The organism is Wolbachia endosymbiont (group A) of Epagoge grotiana (assembly GCF_947251775.1).
Lineage (GTDB): Bacteria > Pseudomonadota > Alphaproteobacteria > Rickettsiales > Anaplasmataceae > Wolbachia > Wolbachia pipientis.
In genome coordinates this window covers 1,021,491-1,044,399 of sequence record NZ_OX366387.1, presented here as the reverse complement: position 1 = coordinate 1,044,399, position 22,909 = coordinate 1,021,491, and the positions used below count along the sequence as shown (strand labels likewise).

17 protein-coding genes and 4 pseudogenes are annotated in these 22,909 nt (G+C 34.7%); 10 read left to right on the top strand and 11 right to left on the bottom strand.

Annotated elements, in window-relative coordinates; translation table 11 throughout:
* The first annotated feature begins 6 nt into the window (after positions 1–6).
* The 4 genes and pseudogenes from OPR50_RS08855 (at position 7) to tatC (ending at position 3,534) form a co-directional block, all read left to right on the top strand.
* Positions 7–947 (top strand): annotated as a pseudogene (locus tag OPR50_RS08855) (IS5 family transposase).
* Between the two features lie 46 nt (positions 948–993).
* A pseudogene (locus OPR50_RS08850) lies at positions 994–1,074 on the top strand (WPE palindromic element domain-containing protein); the annotation flags it as partial.
* A 604-nt stretch (positions 1,075–1,678) separates the two neighbouring features.
* Positions 1,679–2,776 carry a type I glyceraldehyde-3-phosphate dehydrogenase gene (locus OPR50_RS04830; RefSeq protein WP_264339594.1) on the top strand — a complete coding sequence of 366 codons (1,098 nt, stop codon included), beginning with the start codon at positions 1,679–1,681 and terminating at the stop codon, positions 2,774–2,776.
* Complete coding sequence (gene tatC, locus OPR50_RS04825; RefSeq protein WP_010962605.1) at positions 2,773–3,534, top strand: twin-arginine translocase subunit TatC; 762 nt, start codon at positions 2,773–2,775, stop codon at positions 3,532–3,534. Before OPR50_RS04830 ends, tatC begins: the two co-directional genes overlap by 4 nt.
* Before the next feature lie 53 nt (positions 3,535–3,587).
* Here tatC and OPR50_RS04820 read toward each other — a convergent pair whose 3' ends face one another.
* Positions 3,588–4,043, bottom strand: coding sequence for an arginine repressor (locus tag OPR50_RS04820; RefSeq protein ID WP_064125001.1), 456 nt, complete (start codon positions 4,041–4,043; stop codon positions 3,588–3,590).
* 125 nt (positions 4,044–4,168) lie between these two features.
* Between OPR50_RS04820 and OPR50_RS04815 the strand changes: the two genes are divergently transcribed.
* The 3 genes from OPR50_RS04815 to OPR50_RS04805 are packed head-to-tail and all read left to right on the top strand — an operon-like array spanning position 4,169 to position 6,175.
* Positions 4,169–4,903, top strand: coding sequence for a substrate-binding periplasmic protein (locus OPR50_RS04815; RefSeq protein WP_077188142.1), 735 nt, complete (start codon positions 4,169–4,171; stop codon positions 4,901–4,903).
* Positions 4,903–5,550, top strand: a complete 648-nt coding sequence (locus OPR50_RS04810) for an amino acid ABC transporter permease (RefSeq protein ID WP_007548901.1) — start codon at positions 4,903–4,905, stop codon at positions 5,548–5,550. Before OPR50_RS04815 ends, OPR50_RS04810 begins: the two co-directional genes overlap by 1 nt.
* A complete protein-coding gene (locus OPR50_RS04805) occupies positions 5,534–6,175 on the top strand; it encodes an amino acid ABC transporter ATP-binding protein (RefSeq protein ID WP_077188144.1) in 642 nt (213 codons plus the stop codon). Before OPR50_RS04810 ends, OPR50_RS04805 begins: the two co-directional genes overlap by 17 nt.
* A 389-nt stretch (positions 6,176–6,564) precedes the next feature.
* Here OPR50_RS04805 and OPR50_RS04800 read toward each other — a convergent pair.
* From OPR50_RS04800 to OPR50_RS04780, 5 genes and pseudogenes are all read right to left on the bottom strand, one after another.
* A pseudogene (locus tag OPR50_RS04800) lies at positions 6,565–7,722 on the bottom strand (phage major capsid protein).
* A gap of 128 nt (positions 7,723–7,850) precedes the next feature.
* Positions 7,851–9,176 (bottom strand): IS4 family transposase, encoded by a 1,326-nt coding sequence (locus tag OPR50_RS04795; protein ID WP_265023865.1) that lies wholly within the window; start codon positions 9,174–9,176, stop codon positions 7,851–7,853.
* Between the two features lie 65 nt (positions 9,177–9,241).
* On the bottom strand, positions 9,242–10,390 hold the full coding sequence (locus OPR50_RS04790) for a tetratricopeptide repeat protein (RefSeq protein WP_265023864.1): 1,149 nt from the start codon (positions 10,388–10,390) through the stop codon (positions 9,242–9,244).
* Positions 10,391–10,423: 33 nt separating this feature from the next.
* Complete coding sequence (locus tag OPR50_RS04785) at positions 10,424–12,214, bottom strand: hypothetical protein (RefSeq protein ID WP_265023863.1); 1,791 nt, start codon at positions 12,212–12,214, stop codon at positions 10,424–10,426.
* A complete protein-coding gene (locus OPR50_RS04780) occupies positions 12,163–12,510 on the bottom strand; it encodes a hypothetical protein (RefSeq protein WP_264339438.1) in 348 nt (115 codons plus the stop codon). Before OPR50_RS04780 ends, OPR50_RS04785 begins: the two co-directional genes overlap by 52 nt.
* Before the next feature lie 462 nt (positions 12,511–12,972).
* On the opposite strand from OPR50_RS04780, the gene secA reads away from it, so the two are divergent.
* Together secA and OPR50_RS04770 are read left to right on the top strand one after the other, a co-directional pair.
* On the top strand, positions 12,973–15,633 hold the full coding sequence (gene secA / locus OPR50_RS04775) for a preprotein translocase subunit SecA (RefSeq protein ID WP_265023862.1): 2,661 nt from the start codon (positions 12,973–12,975) through the stop codon (positions 15,631–15,633).
* A gap of 167 nt (positions 15,634–15,800) precedes the next feature.
* Complete coding sequence (locus tag OPR50_RS04770; protein ID WP_264339118.1) at positions 15,801–17,126, top strand: IS4 family transposase; 1,326 nt, start codon at positions 15,801–15,803, stop codon at positions 17,124–17,126.
* 183 nt (positions 17,127–17,309) lie between these two features.
* Here OPR50_RS04770 and OPR50_RS04765 read toward each other — a convergent pair whose 3' ends face one another.
* Positions 17,310–18,005, bottom strand: coding sequence for an ankyrin repeat domain-containing protein (locus OPR50_RS04765; protein ID WP_265023861.1), 696 nt, complete (start codon positions 18,003–18,005; stop codon positions 17,310–17,312).
* A gap of 336 nt (positions 18,006–18,341) precedes the next feature.
* Entirely contained in the window at positions 18,342–18,983 is a 642-nt protein-coding gene (gene fsa / locus OPR50_RS04760) for a fructose-6-phosphate aldolase (protein WP_007552982.1), read from the bottom strand.
* Between the two features lie 651 nt (positions 18,984–19,634).
* On the opposite strand from fsa, the pseudogene OPR50_RS08845 reads away from it, so the two are divergent.
* A pseudogene (locus OPR50_RS08845) lies at positions 19,635–20,721 on the top strand (IS3 family transposase).
* 480 nt (positions 20,722–21,201) lie between these two features.
* Here OPR50_RS08845 and folD read toward each other — a convergent pair.
* Genes folD through OPR50_RS04735 form a run of 3 tightly spaced genes read right to left on the bottom strand, consistent with a single transcriptional unit; the run spans position 21,202 to position 22,898 of the window.
* Positions 21,202–22,080, bottom strand: coding sequence for a bifunctional methylenetetrahydrofolate dehydrogenase/methenyltetrahydrofolate cyclohydrolase FolD (gene folD, locus OPR50_RS04745; protein ID WP_155968464.1), 879 nt, complete (start codon positions 22,078–22,080; stop codon positions 21,202–21,204).
* Positions 22,064–22,639 (bottom strand): UbiX family flavin prenyltransferase, encoded by a 576-nt coding sequence (locus OPR50_RS04740; protein WP_006280027.1) that lies wholly within the window; start codon positions 22,637–22,639, stop codon positions 22,064–22,066. Before OPR50_RS04740 ends, folD begins: the two co-directional genes overlap by 17 nt.
* Positions 22,632–22,898, bottom strand: coding sequence for a DUF2312 domain-containing protein (locus tag OPR50_RS04735; protein WP_010082293.1), 267 nt, complete (start codon positions 22,896–22,898; stop codon positions 22,632–22,634). Before OPR50_RS04735 ends, OPR50_RS04740 begins: the two co-directional genes overlap by 8 nt.
* Positions 22,899–22,909: the final 11 nt, after the last annotated feature.

Genomic DNA, 22,909 nt, shown 5'->3' with positions numbered 1-22,909 from the left:
AAAAATATGCCACAAAAAATGAGGGTCAGTAACCATAGCGAATATAACAAATTTCTAGAAAAAAGAGGAAATATTTTTCATTATATCAACGAAGCCATAGAAAAGTGGTACGAGAATGGTCCAAAAATACCAGTTGGCAACAATATTTATAGCGATAAAGTTGTAATTTTGGTGCACATAATAACTTGTTTATTTAGAATAGGCCTGAGGCAAACAGTTGGGTTTATAGCAGGATACCTTGAGCAAATTGGGAAAAATTTGCAAGTTATCAGCTATTCACAATCATCAAGAAGGTTTAAGAAACTCAATATTAAGATCAATGATTGCAGAAAATAATATGGAAGATATCGAAATTGCTATAGACAGTACAGGAATTAGTATATACAACAACACTCCTGGTCATAGCAAAGAAAATAGCGAAGATAGAAAGTATCGCAGCTATGAACAGACAAGAAAATTGCATGTAATGTTGAATACAAACAGCAAAAAAGCCATAGCTGTAAAATACAGTAACGGCTGATCACTATGGAGCTTGTGATTTGCTAAAAGAAGTCGATTTTCAGTATGTCATAAAAGTACTATATGCAGATAGGGCATATGACAGAGAAAAGCTCTATAAGCTGTGTAATCAATATGGTATAAAAACGAAAATTCCTCCGAAAAACAACGCAGCAGAGCATCCAAAGTTAGACTATATGGCTGAGAGAAATGCTGCAATTAGACTAATAAAATCATGCAGCGAAGATGGAATGAAGAGGTGGAAAAGGCAAACAAACTACGGAAAAAGATCTTATATAGAAAGTTTTTTCTCGCGACTGAAACAAACATTCGGGTTTAGTTTTAGGAATAAATCTGAGACAAATAGAGAGAAGGAACTACTTGTTAAATGCTATTTGCTCAATAAGTTCACTGATATTGGTATGGCTAAATTTGAGATAGCTTCATAAATTTATTGTGCGTTACCTACTATCCGAAGAGCGATGCAACAAAGCCCACTGGGATCCAGAAGACTTAATTTCAACCAAGTGGCTGCATAATAAAGGCTGGATTCCAGTGTCAAGCACTGGAATGACATCACAGGGGCATTGACCTCTCTTGGGCTCTTTTAGCTATAAACATTAAGAAATTTACCAAATGAAAAAAAAGGCAAAAGAAGCCCTGGGGTTATTATCTGCTTTAAAATATTGGCGTTTTTTATGTTTTAAACGCTTGACAAGCGAGATTCAGCCGCTTTTAATTGCAACTAACTTACGCTGCAAATGTTTAAGAAATTTACTAAGCAGAAAAAAAGACAAAGAATCCCCGAGTTAGCTAGTCTTTTACTATCTCTGTCGAGTATTGGCATTTTTTGATGTCTTGTAACGCTTTATAAGCGCGTTCAGCTTATTTAGATAAAAATCTAGATGTAGATGAAGTTTTGTAAAGACATACAGTATCTATATACTGCAAAAAATTAAACATAAGACGCCGATACATTAAGTAATCCTTACCTTTTAATCTGCAGATTGGCGAAAGCAAATACAATAGCTTCAGTTTCATGATAAGGGGGCTGGCGGAGTTTGTCAAGCAAGTTTTTAGCCCTGTCTCCTTGCTATAATGTTCATATCGATAGAAAAGCAAAAGAATAGAATGAAATATCAAGTGATATCCTCTATAATTAAATTTTTTGAATGAAGAGATGACGGTTCGCGTAGGAATTAATGGTCTGGGTAGAATAGGCAGAGGCGTATTGCGTGCTATTTATGAAATAGAAAAGTATAGTGAGCAAATAGAAGTTGTAGCTGTAAATGGATCGCTCAGTGCAAAGCAGCATGCACATTTGATTAAATATGATTCTGTTCATGGCAAATTCAGTGGTGATATTGACTTTAATGAGTCTCAAAATTGGCTATCCATAAATGGCAAAAAGTTTTCTTTATATAGAGAACGGAGCCCTGAAAATATTCCTTGGAATGTTGATGTAATACTTGAATGTACTGGTGCATTCAACAAACGTGAAGAAGCAATAAGGCACAATGCAGAGAAAGTAATTGTCTCTGCTCCAGTTCCGGATGCTGATGTAACTATAGTTTATGGTGTGAATAATGATATGCTCAAAAAAGAGCATAAAGTAATATCAGCAGGTTCTTGCACTACAAATTGCCTTGCTCCGATTGTGAAAGTCCTACACTCCAGTTTAGGTATAAAAAGCGGTTTTATGACTACTATACATGCCTACACGAATGATCAAAATGTTCTTGATGGTAATCATAAAGATTTGCGTAGAGCAAGGGCTTGCGGATTATCTATGGTGCCAACTACAACCGGGGCAGCAAAAACAATTGGTTCTATAATTCCTGAATTAAAGGGCAAGCTAGATGGCACTGCCGTCAGAGTTCCGGTTAGCAATGTTTCTATGGTTGATTTTACATTTACGACTGATAAGAAAGCGACCGTTAAAGAAATCAATGAAATGTTTAAGGATGCAGCTCTCTCCTCTACGTCATTCCAGCGCGTGACGCTGGAATCTAATTTCTGGATCCCAGTGTCAGCTACTCGGATGACATCAGAGGGTACTAGGATGACAGAGGGTTATCCAATGTCAAATGTACTTTCTATATGCGAGGAACCTTTAGTCTCAATAGATTTTGTGCATAACCCTTATAGTGCAATTGTGGATTTAACCGGTACATATGTTACAGGTGATATATGCAGGGTTGCAGCGTGGTATGACAATGAGTGGGCTTTTTCGCTGAGAATGTTAGACATAGCATTATTGAGCTATAGTAAAGTATGAACTGGAACTCAAGCAAATACGCCTCATTTTATGAGCACTTTGCGGAACTCAGAAAAAGAGTTATCTTTTGCTTTCTATTTTTTTGCGTTGCTTTTGGTTTTTGTTATTACTTTAAGGAAAATATATACCGTTTTTTACTCGCACCTTTAATAGAAGCAACAAAAGGTAGCGAAGGTTTTTCTTTAATTTACACAGACTTAACAGAGGCATTTTTTGTGTATCTCCAAGTTGCAATAATGAGCGCACTTTTGTTTTCTTTTCCTGTGTTTGCATGGCAATTTTATATGTTCTTAGCACCTGGGTTATATAAAAGTGAAAGGGCAGTGTTATTGCCATACTTGATTGCAACACCGGTTTTATTTGTAACGGGAGCTACTGTAGTCTATTACTATATATTTCCTTTAGCCTGGAAGTTTTTCATCACTTTTGAACATAGTGGGAAATCTTTCGGTATACCAATAGAGTTTATGCCATCAGTTAGCGAATATTTAGACCTCGTTCTCCAATTTATGTTTGCTTTTGGCACTGCATTTCAAATTCCAGTAATACTCACATTAATGGTGAGAGTAGGGTTACTCACTACACAAAGTTTGTCAAATAAACGCAGAATCGCGATAGTGGTAATTTTTATTATCGCTGCAATCTTAACTCCACCTGATGTATTAAGCCAAGTAGGGCTTGCAATACCAATGCTGATTCTATATGAATTGTCCATTCTGATATGTAGGTATATTGAAAAAAAGAAGACAAAGATTTAAACAAAGGAATCCCTCTCATCTCCTTTATATCACATTTTTAACTTACAACATTCTTATTCAGGACTTAAATATGGAAATGTTTCATAAATTGATTGTAATACTTTGTTAAGTTCAGCCTTACTTTTGATGATCAATAATACTGTATCATCACCTGCTATAGTTCCTATAATTCCTATGTTTTTGCTATTATTTAATGAATAAATAACATACTTCTGATCTAGAAAGTAAGCTAGGCTGCTAGCTTGTCCTGGTTGAGTGTGTAGTACTATTAAACCAAAATCCGAAATTTGCATATTAAGTATTAATGGTAATCGATATTGGTTGATGTCAATTACTTTATACATACCAGCAACTTTGGCAATTTTAAGTTCTTTCAATTTTCTTGATAAAGTAGCCTGAGAAATGTTATACCCTCTTTTTTTGAGTAAGGTCTGTAAATCGCTCTGTTCTAAAATTTCATGATTTTGAATAATATTTAAAATATGTTCACCTAGTGTGTTGTCATGCATTATGCATTTTCCTCATATTGAATATGTAATAAGTATATTTGAAATTATATTCATTATTTCTTGACTATTCAATTTTTAATGTCTATATTCACAAGATGAATAAAATATGAATATAAATTAGTAATATGAAAAAATACATTTTAAATGCTATTATAGCGATAAGTATTCTATTAACAGGATGCAAGGAAGATAAACACGATAATATCATTAGATTTGCAATTTCTGCAGATTATCCACCTTTTGAATATTATGAAAATGGTAAATTTACTGGCTTTGACATTGAGCTTGCTCAATTAGTAGCAAAAGAGTTAGGTAAAGAAGCGATATTTAAAGATATGCAGTTTAGTACTATATTTGCAGCATTGCAAAGTAATTCTGTAGATGCTGCTATATCTACTATTGGTAGCACAGAAGAGCGTGAAAAAAATTTTGATTTTTCAAATAGTTATTATACAGGGGAATTTGGTATTCTATATCACAAAAATAAACCCATAGCCGGTATAAACAACTTAACTCACAAGAAGATAGCCGTTCAACTAGGAACTGTCATGGAAATTTGGCTAAAAGAGCATGTTCCTACAACAGCTCAAATTATTGCTATAGACAATAATAATCAAGCTGTAGAAACATTAAAGTCTGGTCATGTTGATAGCGTCCTAATTGATGAATTCCAAGGTAAAGTATTTAGCAAAAAAAATCCTGGTCTATCATGGTCAGCCATCGCTAAGTCAGATAATGGTTATTCTATTGCTGTGAATAAAGGATCTGATTTAAAGGATAAAATAAACGAGGCGTTAAAAAGTTTAGAAAGTAAAGGTGTAATACAAAAGATAGCAGAAAAATGGCTAGGAGATAACTGATGCAAGAATTAATTTCTAATTTCTTGTTTGTTGGAACAGGCCTTGCCTTTACTTTAAAATTATTGATTGGAGGACTGCTTTTAGGTATGAGTCTAGGAGGGTTATTTTCAGTACTCAGATATAATAAGATCTGTATTCCATTAATTAATGGAATTATATCTGTAATACGTGGCACCCCCCTTATATTACAGTTAAGTGTTGTTTATTTTATGACTCCAACCATTGCAGGAATTAAATTAAACATATTTAGTGCTGGCATTATAGCATTTGGTCTAAATAGCTGTGCTTATATTGCTGAGATTTTACGAGCTGGTATTGAAACTATATCAAAAAACCAGTTTGAAGCAGCTAAAACTTTACAAATACCTAGTTTCTATATGTGGAGAGATATTATATTACCACAAGTTATTAAAAATATTCTTCCTGCAATGATAAATGAGATCATTGCACTCCTTAAAGAAACGGCATTAATCTCTACTATTGGTGGTGTTGATATTATGCGCTCTGCGCAAATGCTTGCAGCAGAACAATTTACTTATTTTATACCACTTTGTCTTGCTGGGGCTTATTATTACGCTCTTGTATTACTAATTGAATATATAGGCAAAAAGATTGAACAGAAAGGTATATATGATAAAAATGCATAATGTTTGTAAATTATTTAATAATATTCCAGTACTTAATAATATTAACCTGATTATAGAACAATCTATAGTTGGTCTTGCTGGTCCTTCTGGTAGTGGTAAATCAACATTGTTACGTTGTATACAAAAACTCGAAGTTTTAGATTCTGGTAGCATTGAATGCAATGATAGTACTGGTTTTGTATTTCAGGATTTTCAACTTTTCCCACATATGACTGTCTGGGAAAATCTTACATATGCTCCCAAACTTAAAAACAAAACTCAGGATCAAAGTGATTCACTACTTGAGTCTTTGGGTATTGCCTCTAAAAAAAATGATTACCCTAGTAATCTATCCGGTGGGCAAAAACAGCGGGTTGCGCTTGCCAGAAGCTTAATGATGAATCCAAGGATTCTATTATGCGATGAGCCAACGTCTGGTTTAGATGTAGCAACAATAGTCGACGTTGTGGAACTATTACAATCAGTTAGAGATATGGGTATTACTATGATTATCGCTTCTCACAATTTGGATTTTTTAACAAAAATATCAGATCGGATTATTCTGTTAAAAAACGGAAAAATAATTGTAGATATCAATCCTAAAGAAATTGATGAACCAACAAACTATTTAAAAAATAATTATTAAAAGAGAATCACTCATATCATACTGAGAGCTATAACAGATCTTAGCATCGAAAATTACATAATGTATATTATGGAAAATAAATTACATAATATAAGAAGCAACGCTAAAAATAAAATCACATAATATAGCAAACTATAGCTAACCCAAGAAAGGTTTTCCTACGTCATACCGCCGCGATATCTCAGCATAGATTCCGCTAACAAGTAGCGGAATGACGAATTTTTGTTTTTCAAACTGTCGGTAAATCTAAGTCAGTTTAGCTATATGTGTCAAGCACTGGGATGACACCCTCCTGATGGGCCAAAATCACAATGTTCGTACAGTTATGGAATGAATCGCGGTATGACGTGTTGCTTTGATCAGCTATAAAGATGATGCTGCGGAAGTTTTTAGTACTTGCTCGCAACTTTCAACAATTTAATAGCACTGGTGTTTACAACCTCTCCGCCGACACGCTTAGTGACAAAAAACCTCACATAAGGTTTATTCGTATAAGGGTCTCTTAATATTCTCATTCCTCTGTTATCTACAATCTTATAAGCTTGTTTGAAATCTGCCATCGCAATTACTGGTAGCTGATTGTTTGGCGCTGGTGGCATATCGGCAGATTGATATACTGGTATTCCCATTAAAGTATCTGGAGCTTCAAGCGACAGACTTGGCTGCCAGAGATACTGACCTGTTTGAGATTTTAGCAGCCTGATATCCTTCAACGTACTCCTATTCATCAAAAATGACGCATTTTTGGAATAATATTCGTCCAGAGAGTAATACAACATCATTATTGAATCACTATCTAATTTTTCAGTTTTAACTTGCTCTATTTTATTATAACTGTTTCCATTTTCATAAGCTAAAATTCCTTTTGGTTGAAAAGTGCCCTCACCCTTAATGAAGGCTTCGCTTTCTTCCTTACTAAAAGTCTCGGCAATCTTTTCCACCAGCCAACTCTCAACATCGACAAACGCATCATCGAGTAACTTTTGTGATATTTATGGTTGAGCATATAACTCGTAAGTTGTGACGGAAATCTTTTGGATTTTGGGCGTGTCCGTATCTTTTGCAAAATCATACTTAGACTTATTGCCACCGTCCTCATCATCTACTGTTTCACTGCTCCAACCTGCACCGGCGCGGTCAAAATCTTCTATAATGTAATCCAATGTTTCAGTAGAGATTCTTTGACTGGAGCATATTTGTCGCATTGGGGACGAATCAGTTACGCGCTTGTTTATGCGTTTTACAATATGCGGAGTAACTAGATACCCCCCGATATCACTGTCATCTCCACTGAGGGTTTTGTGTGATAAACCGCTTTCCATTCCCTTGCGGATATAATCAGAAAAATATTTATCGCTTGTGCTAAAATCTGTATTTACTTCTGGGCGTTGAGCTGCAGTTTCGATCAAGTCTAAACGCTCTTTGCAACTATCAATGGCATTATTTACCTTGCATAGCTGCTCAATTGTTGCAGAATCAGCACGCCCTTTGCTTTCAATTTCTTTTAGTTTGCGATCATTTATTAATTTAAGATGAAGCGAGTTCATTGATACGGTGAGCGATATCGGTAAGTGACATAATAGCCTCCTTTGAAAATGAAATAAAAATGGAAATAAGGTAATAGGAATGGCATCCATAGATGTTTCCCACAGTTGTACGAATCATACGCGTCAAGTTAAGAGATTGTGAGCAAATTTAGAAAGGTTAAAGTGGATACTCTAGCCCTTCTACGTTTGTCTTTTAATGAAAATCGCGACCAAGTTATAGTGAGTTTTTTAAGAAATGCTTTTAAACTATTAATTTTGGTTAATACTAAAAATAACTCTCTAACCCGCCTTTTTAGCTCAATAAATGCCTTTGTTAAGCTAAGTTCTGTATTCTTTTTCACTTCTGTGCAACCAACTATGCCGTGAAATATAAGAATTGCGCACAATTTAGCATATAGTTCACATAATACTCTGCATGGCTTTCCTTTTAGCTTATCAAGCCTGATATGGCTTTTATACAATTTAAATAATAACTCAATTTGCCACCTTACTCTGTAAATCGTTAATACTTGCTCAGCACTAATTTTATTTTCTGGAACATTAGTTATAAATATTGACCAGTTCAACAATTTTTGATTTCTTTTAGAGGATGTATATCCCTGCGATCTTGCTAATCTATTAGCTTTCCTTCTTCTGGCCATAGACTGTTCTTCAGTTAGTTTCTGACATATAATTCTTACTCTAATTTTTGCTTCTTTTCCTAACAATACCTCGTTTTCTAAAAATAACTTATCCTCTAAACATTCTAATAACTCCATTTTTTGATTTGTTTCTACATCATATATGTTGGTATCGGATTTATAACGACTTATGAAATAAGCTCCTATTTCATTGATTTGTTTAAAAGAACTTGGCACAAAATAACCGAGATCAGATATTAGCAAATCATTGCTTAATATATTACTTAAATGTTTCCTATATCCCTGGTCTGATCTTACCCCCTCCGTTAAATTAAGTTGGTCTATTATCTGATTCATGTAGTCGAAAACTAATTGTAACTTTATTCCAGACTTAGTATTGCTTTCATAGCCACTGTAGCTAGTACCATAACCTTTATACATCTCTTCCATACTGTTAGGTAGAGTAATATAGCTACTGTCCAATAATTTAACACTATTAAATTGCTGTAAGATTTTGCAATCAACTTGCAAGATATTTTTAAAGAGAATCACAGATTCATTATACATCCTTTTCATAAATTCCACTGCTTCTTCAGTAAATCTAAAATCCAAACCTTGTTTTGTTATATCTATCGAGTCCTCGTTTAGTAATTGACACATTGTTTCTACGCTACAATTATCAACTCCTATATTACCCAAGACCATGGCTTTTACGAATGATGAACCTTTTAGCTTTCTCTTTCTTTTTATAAACCTTGTTGTAATTGAGATTTTCTCTGCTTTTTCATTAAAAAATTCTTTGAGCTTTTTTGATAAGCAAGTTATTTTATTCATTGGTTCTCTCACTAAAAGTATATCTGGGAGAACTTATACCTTATTATTCTATCTCTTTCATACCTTTATTTCCTTAACTTGACGCGTATGGTAGCAACTTCCGGGTGATCAGGGCCATAATGTTTTTCAAGAATAGGCAAGGCCTGTTCAAACAGCTCCTTTTGTTTCTCGTGGTCACCTAAGTCCCCATGAGAGATGCCGAGGCTTATTAGTATAATAGCAATTTCTGGATGATCAGGGCCATAATGTTTCTTAAAAACAGGTAAAGCCCGTTTAAGCAACTCTTGATTTTTCTTATGTTTACCTAAAATGCCATAAGTAATGCCAAGGGTTACCAGTAGTTTAGCAACTTCCGGGTGATCAGGGCCATAGTGTTTTTCAAAAATAGGTAAAGCACGTTCAAGCAACTCTCTTGCTTTCTGAGAACTACCTAAAGCATTATGAGCAATACCAAGATTTACCAGCAGTATAGCAACTTCGAAATGGTCAGACCTGTAATGTTTCCTTTTGATTGCTAAAGCCCGTTCAAGTAACCTCTTTCTTTTCTTATGATAACCTAGACCCCCATAAATGACACCTAAGTTTGACAACAGTTTAGCAAATTCAAGATGGTCAGGACCGTAATGTTTCTCAAAAATAGGTAAAGCCCGTTCAGACAGCTCCTTTGCTTTCTGAAGATCACCCAAAGCATAACAAACAAGACCGAGGTTTGCCCGTAGTTTAGCAACTTCGAAATGATCAAGTCCATAATGTTTCTCTTGAATTGCTAAAGCTTGCTCAAACAACTTTTTTGCTCTCCGGGGATTATCTAAATTCTCATAAGCGTGGCCAAGGTTTGTCAGTATGACAGCAACTTTAGGATGATCAGAGCCATAATGTTTCTCAAAAATAGGTAAAGCCCATTCAAACAACTTTTTTGCTTTATGAGGATTACCCGAATCCTCATAAGCGTTACCAAGGTTTGTCAGTGCAACAGCAACTTTAGGACAATCAGAACCATAATATTTCTCAAGAATAGGTAAAGCCCATTCAAACAACTCTTTTGCGTTCCGAGGATTGTCTAAAGCATTATAAGCAATACCAAGACTTACCAGCAGTGTAGCAATTTCATAATCAGGGATAAAATGCCTCTGAAGAATAGGTAAAATCCATTCGATCAACTCCTTTTGTCTTTTAGGGTTACCTAAATCAGAGTATCCATCATTAATCCACATTAACAAATCTAAAAGATAATCCTTTTCTATTGTTTACTTTTCTGAAGAATTTTTTTCTAGCAAATTATCCATGTGTGATAAAAATGCTTCTAAATGTGGTAATAATTGTCGTTTCTTAGCATAATCTTCTAGTTTATCACTGTGGTAAGGAAAACCCTTTTGTAATAGTTGAAAAACAGTCTTTATGTCTTCTTTAGTTTTTCCACTTTTCTCTGACTTTAGCCTTATAACTTCTTGAACCAAGCTGTGTATTAACATACTATGATCTTTTTTGGTAGTTAACATGGAGTAACTTATTAATATTCCAAACGCTTCATGGAAAGTTTCTAAGGAAGGATTATTTTCTTGATTATCAGCAAAGATTTCTAGTAAAGATTGAGGAATAGGACTACCATCTAAGTAAGCACAAGCAGTAAGCCAGTTAGCTGCCAATAAGGATTCTTTTTTTATTGCTTCTACTGTGATGTCCCATGTAACATACACTATTGCTGCAGTCTCTCTATTAGCGTCGGCTGGAAATGTTTCAAGCAATGTTTCATCAGATAATAAAGCTCGTTTTCTATCGTTATATAATTTCAAATAGTCTGAAATATTTATACCTGTTTTCTTTATATAAGCGCTTGCTTGGGCTAAAGCTAAAGGTAAATGACCTAATGTCTTTGCTAATGCATCCACTTGAATTATATCTAGCTTTGTTCCTTCCACTTCTAGTATCTTACAAATGTAGCTCCTTGATTCTCCAGGTTCAAAAACATCAACAGAAATAGTGTTCTGTGGTTGTGGCCAGCCAAATGTATAACGAGAAGTTAATAATATCTTTCCTCCTTCTATAGGAAGTAAATCTGCTATATCTTTGTAGTTAGGAGCGTTATCGCATATCAGTAGCCACCCAGCACGTTCAGGGTGTTCTAGCCAATACTTAACATGCTTGGCGTGATCTTCTTCACGAACGTTTTCTCTGTAACCATGAATAACGTTTAGTCCACGTCCTAACTTGATGTACTCGTTAATTAAAGTATTTCTATCTCGTGTATCAAGCCAAATTATCCATCTATATTTTTGGAGCTTACTCCAAATAAATTCTAATGCTAATTGTGTTTTACCTATTCCACCTATTCCATGACAAGCAACTAGTGTTGCTGTATCATTAGCTTTCAGGCATTCTTCTATTTTATCTAGCAGCGCTTCTCTGCCGACAAAGTTATAATTTCGAAGAGGGACTTGCCAAAATTCAGGTAGATCTTCCTTAAGTTTGAGACTATAAAGATGTTCTATGGCTTCCTTAAAATAATTGTCTTTTCTTGTTAGATAAGAAACTTCGCTACCCTGTTGTTCCCACCATTTTTCTACCTTCCCGCGTGCAAAGTCAAAAACCATGTCAATGTTTTTCTTGCCTGATATTTTGTATATACTCCCTATTTCTTTCTTAATAATATCATCTAATTTTGAATGATTAGGTTGATTAACTACAAACCTTATTCTAAGTAAAAAATCTTCTATTTCATCTTCACTGCCGCAACTGAAGTATTTTTTCAGTTCAATATGATTTTTTATTTTGTAGCACGTTCCTCTGTGACCTTCATAAATACTTAAAATGTTATCATCTGTTAACTTTGACTCTTCCAGATACTCCTCTAATGTTTCCACTTTGCCTTGCTTTTCTGTACCTTTTTTTAAGTTCACATTAACATTAGCATGAATGACAAGTGTAATATCACTGTTCTTATACTCAGGGTTTTGCTTAATCTCAGGATGAGATTCAAAATATTTGTTTAACCAGAAATCCTCTTTCTGTCGCTTTCTATTGTTTCCATCAATAAACAAATCTTCAAAAGTAATATTCGCTGATGAACTAGGGTCGTTACGGTGTTTAGCTTGAACCAAGATAATTCTCGATTTGTTCTTCTGATCTTTATACTTAAAAAAATATCATCAAAGGCTCCAAAACCTTCTATGTTTGATGCTAACCAAAAGTCAATTTTACTACTTAACCCATAAAGTAGATACAGCATTAATAATTTTACTTCATACTTGCAACCATGATCACCTGTTGATGTGCCATCTCTCTTCTTAAATATACGATTACTAAGTATTTCAGACTGTTTATTTTCTACATTCATACCCTACTAAACCTACGAATAACTTCTTTCTATAAAAAATTAAAGTCACCAAGTGCCTAAGATAATGCAACAGATTCTTTAATATTTCAATAACAGTCCCTGCAAGAACCTTACTATTACCCACAAATATAAATGTTTGTTGCATAGCTCTTAATGGCATAACTTTTGCTTGAAATAACTGTTTATATGGTGCAATTTACAGCTTTTAGTTGCTAAAATTATAACTCTTAGTTTAATAATTTTAATCTAATAAGCTTTCAGGTTAATAAAATTAAATTATTTGAGTAAATACAATACTATGTTTTTATTTGTGGGTAATAGTAAGTGCAAGAACAGGGTTGGAAGTGTTCCTTTGTTTATTACCTTAGTATATGAATAAGGATTCCCCGAATCTAATATGTAATTGCTGTAGGCTGCATTTAGTAATATAATCTCATATTAAATAAGACGTTACTTAAGTTTATGCTAGATTCTCCGCTAATTTTGACAGCCATTCTTATATTTTTCATTTTTACGTTGTCATTCTTTTTTATAAGAAAGATATTTGGTTCCACAAACAAGAAGATAATAAAATCCTTTAGGAAAATTGTTCAGCAAATAAATGCATTAGAAACAGAAATGGAGAGTTTATCTGATGAGGAGCTTGCTGGTAAAACTGAAGAATTCAAACAAGAATTGAAAAATGGGAAAACGTTAAATGATCTTCTCGTACCTGCATTTGCAGTTGTGCGTGAAGCCTCTCGAAGGTTTCTTAACATGAGGCACTTTGATGTTCAACTGATTGGTGGAATGGTGCTCCACAATGGTATGATATCAGAAATGAAAACAGGAGAGGGAAAGACACTCGTTGCAACTTTAGCAGCATATCTAAATTCCTTAGAAGGGAAAGGCGTACACGTCGTAACTGTTAATGACTACCTTGCAAAACGAGACACAGAGTGGATGAGCAAATTATATAATTCTCTTGGGGTTTCTGTTGCGTTTATTACGAATAACTTGACAGACGAAGAGAGGAAAGAGGCTTACAGTGCAGATATCGTGTATTCCACAAATAACGAGCTTGCCTTTGATTACCTGCGAGACAATATGAAATTTTCTCAAGAAGACATGGTTCAGAGAGGCTTTCACTACGGAATAGTTGATGAAGTGGACTCAATACTCATTGATGAAGCTCGCACTCCGCTTATTATTTCTGGCCCGGTTGAGGAAAACAATCAGATATATAAGCATATCAATAAAATAGTAACCAAATTAGTTGACTCTGATTATGAAGTAGATGAAAAAGGTAGAACGGTATTCTTGACTGAAGATGGTATTTCACGAGTGGAGGAACTACTAAGATCATACAATCTCATTCCTGAAAATTCCTCGCTCTATGATACTGACAGCATGATAATGACTCATTATATGGACCAAGCATTACGTGCACATAAGCTGTTCACTGCTGATAAAGATTATATAGTGAAAGATGGAAAGGTAGTGATTATTGATGAATTTACTGGGCGTATGATGGAGGGCAGGAGATATTCCGATGGTCTTCATCAGGCACTTGAAGCGAAGGAGAATCTTGAAATTCAGCATGAAAACCAAACTTTAGCATCGGTCACATTTCAGAATTACTTTCGTATGTACAATAAACTTTCCGGAATGACTGGAACAGCAGCAACAGAGGCAGAAGAGTTTCGTGATATATACAGATTAAATGTAGTAAAAATTCCAACCAATGTATCTGTAAAAAGAGTTGATATTGATGATGAAATTTACGGTACAGAAAAGGAAAAATTTAATGCTGTATTGAAGTTTATAGAAGAATGCCACAAACGCCTTCAACCGGTCCTTGTTGGCACGGTGAGCATCGAAAACTCTGAGAAGCTTTCTGCGCTTTTGCAAAGCCATTCTCTTAAGCATTCAGTATTGAATGCTCGTTATCATGAACAAGAGGCGTACATAATAGCGCAAGCTGGGGTGCCAGGTAGTGTCACTATAGCAACTAACATGGCAGGACGTGGAACTGATATTCAGCTTGGTGGAAATGCTGAAATGATCGCAAAGGTGGAGCTAAAGAAGATAAAAAATGCTGATGAAAGAGAAAAAAAATATCAAGAAATAGTTGAAAGAGTAAAAAAAGATAAGGAAATTGCTATAAAAGCTGGTGGTTTATGTGTGGTTGGAACCGAAAGACATGAAAGCAGGAGAATAGATGATCAATTACGTGGCCGTTCTGGCCGTCAGGGTGATCCTGGACTTTCTAAGTTCTTTTTATCGCTCGAAGATGACCTAATGAGAATATTTGGTTCTGATAGAATGAGAAGCTTTTTACAAAAAGTAGGGTTAAAGAATAACGAAGCTATTCATCATCCATGGATCAATAAGGCACTTGAGAAAGCGCAAAAGAAAGTTGAAGCTAGAAACTATGACGTGCGGAAATCTCTACTTAAGTTTGATGACGTAATCAATAACCAACGTAAAGTTATTTTTAAGCAGAGAAACAATATCTTAGGCAACGAAATTAATGATTTACTTGAAGTATATAGCGAAGTAAATGAGAGCGTAATAGAAGGTATAGTCCAAAGTGGCTATTATGAGGATTATATTGAAGATATAGTCAAAGAATTCCATACAAGGTATGGAATAACGCTTGATAAAGAAGATTTAGCAAAGTTTTTAAACAAACAAGAAGCTTTGGATTATATAAATGATAAGATACAAGAATTTTTTACTGAGAAAGAAAAATATTTCAACAGTCAGCACACTACAGATTTGTGGAATACGATCGTGAAGCAAATGATGATAATGACACTTGATCATTTATGGAGGGAACACCTTTCAGTTCTAGAGAGCCTAAGACAAAGCATAAGCCTACGTGCCATGGGGCAGAAAGATCCACTGAATGAATTTAAACGCGAAGCTTTCTTGATGTTTGAGTCAATGCTTGAAAAATGGAAGGAACTCACCATTCACCGCCTAGCGCACTTTAAGTTGGCAGATAACCAAGAGATAGGCAATAGGTTACATTCTGCTAGAAATAGCAGACTTCCCAAAGTCTCAAGAAACGACAAGTGCCCTTGTAATTCTGGAAAGAAGTACAAACACTGCCACGGCGCGGTTACTGTGGTGAATTAATAATTATGGTTGTACAGTTTGTTTATTTCCATCAACATTACTGCAGCTAACCTCACTTAGCTTACTGTTTAATGAATCATACGCGTCAAGTTAAGGAAATAAAGGTATGAAAGAGATAGAATAATAAGGTATAAGTTCTCCCAGATATACTTTTAGTGAGAGAACCAATGAATAAAATAACTTGCTTATCAAAAAAGCTCAAAGAATTTTTTAATGAAAAAGCAGAGAAAATCTCAATTACAACAAGGTTTATAAAAAGAAAGAGAAAGCTAAAAGGTTCATCATTCGTAAAAGCCATGGTCTTGGGTAATATAGGAGTTGATAATTGTAGCGTAGAAACAATGTGTCAATTACTAAACGAGGACTCGATAGATATAACAAAACAAGGTTTGGATTTTAGATTTACTGAAGAAGCAGTGGAATTTATGAAAAGGATGTATAATGAATCTGTGATTCTCTTTAAAAATATCTTGCAAGTTGATTGCAAAATCTTACAGCAATTTAATAGTGTTAAATTATTGGACAGTAGCTATATTACTCTACCTAACAGTATGGAAGAGATGTATAAAGGTTATGGTACTAGCTACAGTGGCTATGAAAGCAATACTAAGTCTGGAATAAAGTTACAATTAGTTTTCGACTACATGAATCAGATAATAGACCAACTTAATTTAACGGAGGGGGTAAGATCAGACCAGGGATATAGGAAACATTTAAGTAATATATTAAGCAATGATTTGCTAATATCTGATCTCGGTTATTTTGTGCCAAGTTCTTTTAAACAAATCAATGAAATAGGAGCTTATTTCATAAGTCGTTATAAATCCGATACCAACATATATGATGTAGAAACAAATCAAAAAATGGAGTTATTAGAATGTTTAGAGGATAAGTTATTTTTAGAAAACGAGGTATTGTTAGGAAAAGAAGCAAAAATTAGAGTAAGAATTATATGTCAGAAACTAACTGAAGAACAGTCTATGGCCAGAAGAAGGAAAGCTAATAGATTAGCAAGATCGCAGGGATATACATCCTCTAAAAGAAATCAAAAATTGTTGAACTGGTCAATATTTATAACTAATGTTCCAGAAAATAAAATTAGTGCTGAGCAAGTATTAACGATTTACAGAGTAAGGTGGCAAATTGAGTTATTATTTAAATTGTATAAAAGCCATATCAGGCTTGATAAGCTAAAAGGAAAGCCATGCAGAGTATTATGTGAACTATATGCTAAATTGTGCGCAATTCTTATATTTCACGGCATAGTTGGTTGCACAGAAGTGAAAAAGAATACAGAACTTAGCTTAACAAAGGCATTTATTGAGCTAAAAAGGCGGGTTAGAGAGTTATTTTTAGTATTAACCAAAATTAATAGTTTAAAAGCATTTCTTAAAAAACTCACTATAACTTGGTCGCGATTTTCATTAAAAGACAAACGTAGAAGGGCTAGAGTATCCACTTTAACCTCTCTAAATTTGCTCACAATCTCTTAACTTGACGCGTATGGTTTAATGAATGCTCTGATGACTTATATGCAACCCCATAGGAAATTCCACCAACGATCAGTGCAGATGCCACAGTAATTACAACTATTGCTAGTGCAGGTAATGCAGTAGCATAAATGAGTGCTAATGGAGCAACAATGGCAGCTAATATACCTACAGTAATTCCTGCTGTTATAGCTTTAGGTCTATGAATAAATGATGGTCTGCACCATAATTTAGCAGAAGTTTCGCTACTTTTGGATGTTGATAATTTAGTCTTGGATGTTCACCATGAGTGTAATAAACAGCATAATATAAAGGAGTTCTTCCGTCTTTATCTTGTGCATTAACGTCTGCTCCCTCTTCTAGCAAAACTTCTACTACTTGTGTGTATCCATTCTCAGCAGCATAATGTAAAGGACTTCTTCCATATCTGTCCACTACATTAACATCTGCCTCTTTTTTTATAAGATGTTTTACTACTTCTATATGACCACTATAAGCAGCATAATGCAAAGGAGTCCCTTTATCTTCATTTTGTGCATTAACGTCTGCTCCTTCTTCTAGCAAAACTTCTACTACTTGTGCATGCCCATGCTGAGCAGAATAATGTAAGGAGGTTTTTTCCCATTCATCTTGTACATTAACATTAGCTCCGTTTTTTGTTAAGTATCTTACTACTTTTTCATAGCCATTTTCAGCTGCTATAAGTAATAAATTGCACTTGAGCACTATAAACGTGTAATTTATATCAAATTCGTTTTTTTTCCACTCATCATATATAAGTTGATTTTCCTGCTGCAGCTTATCTTTAATTCTATCAATTAAATTTTCCTTACTCAGATCTGGACTACTGTTGACTTCTTGTAGTATTAACCTTAATGTCATTTCCTTCTCCAAGATATAAAATTTTATTATGGCATATGGAGTGGATTATGTCAATGAAAAACTAAGAAACTGGTTCTTCTTTTTTTCTATAGCTTTAGGTTTACCTACAATTTGAAAAACAACAAATTCGTCATTCCGCTACTCGTTAGCGCCTCGGCGGTATGATGTAGGGAAACCTTTCTTGGGTTAGCTATAAAGTTAAAATTCGACCAGGGTAGCCGCAATAAGGTAGCAAACGCCATCATGTCTTTAGGAGAGTTTGCTAATGAAGGCTCTTAAGTTGACGCCATTGCCTGAACGGATACGCCAATTTTTATGTTCATTTGTAACCGTTTATTATTTTACACCCCAGTCTTTTTCAAATATTGCTAGTCCTTGGTCAGTAAGTGGGTGATTAATTAATTGTCTAAGTACTTTTGCTGGCACAGTAATTGAATCAGCACCAAGCCTTGCAGCTTCTATTACATGCGCTGGGCTTCTCACTGATGCAACAAGAACTTTAGTATCAAAACCGTAATTAGAATATATAGTACATATATCTTCTATTAGCGATAAGCCATCATAGCTTATATCATCAAGGCGACCAACAAAGGGGGAAATAAAACAAGCACCGACCTTAGCGGCAAGCAGTGCTTGTCCAGGAGAAAAACATAATGTGATGTTAACAGGTATTTTATGCTCTGTCCATAACTTTTTACAAGAAATTAATCCTTCATGTGTAAGAGGTAATTTGATCACAACATTATCAGCAATTTTTGCTAAATTCAGACCTTCTGTGATCATCTCTTCATGGCTATCTGCAACAACTTCAACACTAACAGGCCCTTTTATAATAGAGCATATTTCACGCACTAAATCCTCGTATTTATCTTTACGCCCGGACTTTGCTATTAAAGAAGGATTAGTTGTTATGCCGTCAATGAACTCCTTTAGTCCTTTAATTTCATTTAAATCAACGCTATCAAGAAAAATTTCCATATTAATCTCCTATAAAAAAAATACCCTTGCAAAATCTTGTCATCCTACCGCTTGACTTACAACCGTATGAACTTCCTGCGTTGTAAACATCAAACAGCCGATAACACAACTGTACAAATATTGAGACATAAGAGTAATTTGTACCAAGAAAAAAGATGTCATCCCAGTGCCCAGACCCCTTAGACAATGTACCATCTTTTGATTTTGTCCATTCTGGGCGGGGTTTTCAAGTTCTTTGATCTTAAATACTACATCTACTTTATCAAGATCAATGTTGACTTCTTTTACTAATGTTCTAATAAGACTACGTTTGGCTTGCCAATCTAGGTCCGATTTAACACTAGAATAAAAGCCCTTTATGCTATTTGTAATAAGATTCATTTTCTGCCGTATTCCCTTTTACCTTTTTCTTCTCTCCTTCAATCTCTTTTAAACGTTACTTCATTTTTTTTATTGCCTGCTTAAAGTCTTCCTTACTTATAGTTAGTGCATACTTTGTTGCCGTAAAAACTTCTGGTACCCAAACAATTGTAATAAGTATACACAATCTTTGTCAACTATTTTCGGCACTGGTATATTGACCTTACCCAGAAAAAGTGGAGAGAAAGAAAGGAGTTTTTTCGGGTAAAATAAAATTTTGGAGGATTAGAAATGGTAAGAGAATATACGGCAGAATTCAAATTGGAAGCTGTTAAGCTGGCAAATGAACAAAGAAAGGTAGGTCAACCAGTTGCAAAAGTAGCAAGAGATCTAGGAATAAGGGATAGTGTATTAGGAAAATGGATGAAGAAATATAACGAAAAAAAGTCAGCGGCAAATGCATTTCCAGGTAGAGGTAACATGGCTCCTTACGACAAAGAGAGGTTTGATTTACAAAGCAAGAGTAACAAGGGAAAGAGACATTTAAAAAAAAGCCCTGGCCAGTCAAAAAGAGTAAAATATTTTTTTATATAGTAACTGCTATAAAGTACAGGAATTATGTAGGATTTTCTGCTAGTGGCTACTATAAGTGGACCACAAGAAAAATAAGCAGTAGAGAATCAGCAAATAAAGAGCTACTCGCAGCTATTCAAAAAATATATCAAGTTTCTAAATGTAGATATGGAACTCCTAAAATTCATGCTGAATTGAAGGCTTTGGGTAAAAGTTGCAACTTAAAAACAGTGCAAAGTATTATGCAGAAAAATGGTATTCAGGCTATATTGAGAAGAAAATTTAAAATTAAGAAACAACAAACGGACAGTAGCTCCCAATATATTAGACCAAAACTTTATTGTCGATCAACCAAATAAAGTATGGGATTACTTATATAAAAACCAAAGAAGGATGGCTATATTTGGCAACAATAATCGATCTATATTCACGCATGGTAGTTAATGAGCAGTTCAATAAATAAACAATTGGTTATGGACTCTTTATTAATGGCCGTTAACAAGCGTAAACCTGCCAAAAATCTACTATTACATAGTGATCAAGGTTCACAATATACTTCGCAAGGTTATCAATATCTCTTATCCATAAAAAACATAGATGAGTTATAAAGGTTGTTGTTACGACAATTCTGTTGTGGAAAGCTTCTTCAGTTCTCTAAAAAGGGAGTTACCAATAGACACCTCTCGGCACTCTAAACAGCATATCAAAACTGCTATATTTGAATATATAGAAATTTTTTATAACAAACAACGTCACTATTAACTATTGCATTCCTGAGCATTTTGATTCATCATTCTCTTTGTGAAAAACATTCCAAACTTTCTCTCCACTTTTTCTGGGTAAGGTCAGATACTATAAACTATAAAAAAATTTCTCCGATAGTTCATATAGCAAGTAAATTCACAAAATGAAGACTATTATTTTTATTACAGGTGTATCTACGGTTGGAAAATCAAGTTTGGCTCATATATTAGGTTCAAAGCTTTTTATGCCTAGAAACTTTGCAATTCCACTAACTATAGCTAACCCAAGAAAGGTTTCCCTACGTCATATCGCCGCGGTATCTCAGCATAGATTCCGCTAACGAGTAGCGGAATGACGAATTTGTTGTTTTTCAAATTGTAGGTAAACCTAAGCCACTTTAGCTATACTTGTAGAGAAAAAAGAATAGATGATGATCCTAAATATTTAATAAATTTGACTACTGAGGAATTTCAAAAATCTCAATTTTTTATTAATTGTGATATGGTACATTCTATCTTCATATAGCTTTCCTCTTCATACCTCAACTAATGAAATCAGAAGCATCAACTCCCTTTTGCAAGCAAGCAGCAATAACAGTGTTCATCATTAGAAATGCAATGGTCATTGGGCCAACGCCCCCGGGTACTGGGGTCATAGCTTTGGCTTTCCCTTTTATTCCTTCAAAGTCAACATCACCTACAAGCTTTCCTACGTTAACGCTATTTATGCCAACATCGATCACTATTGCACCTTTCTTTATCCAGTCTGCTTGAACAAAATTTGGCTTTCCGACTGCTGCAACTACTATATCCGCTTTAGAGCAATATTCAGCTAAATCCTTGCTTTGTGAATGCAAGATGGTGACAGTGCAGTTTTCTTGCAATAGCAGGTAAAACATTGGCTTGCCCACGATATTTGACCTACCAATTACCACTGCGTTTTTACCGGAAAGGTTCTCTTCAATTGACTTAATTAAATGCAAAGAACCTTTAGGAGTGCAAGGTATAAGGCAGTTTTTTTCACCTTTAACTAATTTGCCAACGTTTTCATCATGAAAGCCATCTACATCTTTTTCAACACTTACTGTGTTAATTACTCTGCTTGCACTAATATGATTTGGTAAAGGCAATTGCACTAAAATGCCATGCACAGATGGATCTTCATTTAATTCATTGATTTTTTCAATTAATTCATCTTCTGAAATATTATCAGGCAAAACAATGGTCTCAGAACTTATGCCTATTGATTCTGCTTTTTTCTGTTTGTTGCGAACATAAACCTGACTTGCTGGATTGCTGCCCACGAGAATTACTTTCAGGCAAGGAAAAATGTTATACTCTCTCTTTAAAATATCAATTTTTTGTGATAGCCTCTCACATAGGTCGTTTGCTATTTTTTTACCATCAATAATAATTGTCACTTCCTTGCCACTCCTTAAAGTCGGGTAATTTGATATCAAATAAATCCAATACTTTGCCAACAGAATGATTAATAATATCATCCAACGATTTCGGTTTAATATAAAAAGCAGGCACTGGTGGAGCAATAATTGCTCCCATCTCCGTTAATTTTAACATATTTTGTAAATGCCCAAGATGCAGTGGTGACTCTCGCACCATAAGAACTAACTTTCTTCTTTCTTTTAGCGTTACATCTGCAGCCCTTGTCAATAGATTGGAAGTAACACCTGATGCGATTTCAGACATTGTCTTCATAGAGCATGGTGCTACAATCATCCCTGAGGTTTTAAATGAGCCGCTTGCTATTTTTTCTCCAATCTTTTCTTCAGAATAGTAAAAATCTGCAAGTGATGTAATATCTTCAAGTTTTTCTTTAATCTCGTGAGCTAAAGTTATTTTCCCAGCACGACTTATCACTAAATGAGTTTCATAATCGACGTCTTTCAACGCTTCTAAAATACGCACACCGTAAATAGAACCAGATGCTCCACTTATTCCAATTACAATTCTGCTATTCACTTAACTCTTCTTCGTAGCTCATTCCCAATGCACGTTTATAGGTATCAAGCAATATTTCTTGTTCCTCTCTGTCATCATCATCCATCTTCCTCAGCCTAATAATTTGTTTCATCACTTTTATATCCCAACCTTCATCTGCGGCTTTTGCATATACATCACGAATGTGATCTTGCACATCCCTCTTTTCTTGTTCAAGTTTTTCGATTCTCTCTATGTAACCCTTCAACTCTTCAGCCGTTATTTTTACTGTATCTTCCATGAAACTCCACT

Bases quoted from the DNA above. Each gene is read 5' to 3' on its own strand.
- OPR50_RS04830 (WP_264339594.1), top strand. From the start codon at position 1,679: ATGACGGTTCGCGTAGGAATTAATGGTCTGGGTAGAATAGGCAGAGGC.
- tatC (WP_010962605.1), top strand. From the start codon at position 2,773: ATGAACTGGAACTCAAGCAAATACGCCTCATTTTATGAGCACTTTGCG.
- OPR50_RS04820 (WP_064125001.1), bottom strand. From the start codon at position 4,043: ATGCATGACAACACACTAGGTGAACATATTTTAAATATTATTCAAAAT.
- OPR50_RS04815 (WP_077188142.1), top strand. From the start codon at position 4,169: ATGAAAAAATACATTTTAAATGCTATTATAGCGATAAGTATTCTATTA.
- OPR50_RS04810 (WP_007548901.1), top strand. From the start codon at position 4,903: ATGCAAGAATTAATTTCTAATTTCTTGTTTGTTGGAACAGGCCTTGCC.
- OPR50_RS04805 (WP_077188144.1), top strand. From the start codon at position 5,534: ATGATAAAAATGCATAATGTTTGTAAATTATTTAATAATATTCCAGTA.
- OPR50_RS04795 (WP_265023865.1), bottom strand. From the start codon at position 9,176: ATGAATAAAATAACTTGCTTATCAAAAAAGCTCAAAGAATTTTTTAAT.
- OPR50_RS04790 (WP_265023864.1), bottom strand. From the start codon at position 10,390: ATGTGGATTAATGATGGATACTCTGATTTAGGTAACCCTAAAAGACAA.
- OPR50_RS04780 (WP_264339438.1), bottom strand. From the start codon at position 12,510: ATGAATGTAGAAAATAAACAGTCTGAAATACTTAGTAATCGTATATTT.
- secA (WP_265023862.1), top strand. From the start codon at position 12,973: ATGCTAGATTCTCCGCTAATTTTGACAGCCATTCTTATATTTTTCATT.
- OPR50_RS04770 (WP_264339118.1), top strand. From the start codon at position 15,801: ATGAATAAAATAACTTGCTTATCAAAAAAGCTCAAAGAATTTTTTAAT.
- OPR50_RS04765 (WP_265023861.1), bottom strand. From the start codon at position 18,005: ATGACATTAAGGTTAATACTACAAGAAGTCAACAGTAGTCCAGATCTG.
- fsa (WP_007552982.1), bottom strand. From the start codon at position 18,983: ATGGAAATTTTTCTTGATAGCGTTGATTTAAATGAAATTAAAGGACTA.
- OPR50_RS04735 (WP_010082293.1), bottom strand. From the start codon at position 22,898: ATGGAAGATACAGTAAAAATAACGGCTGAAGAGTTGAAGGGTTACATA.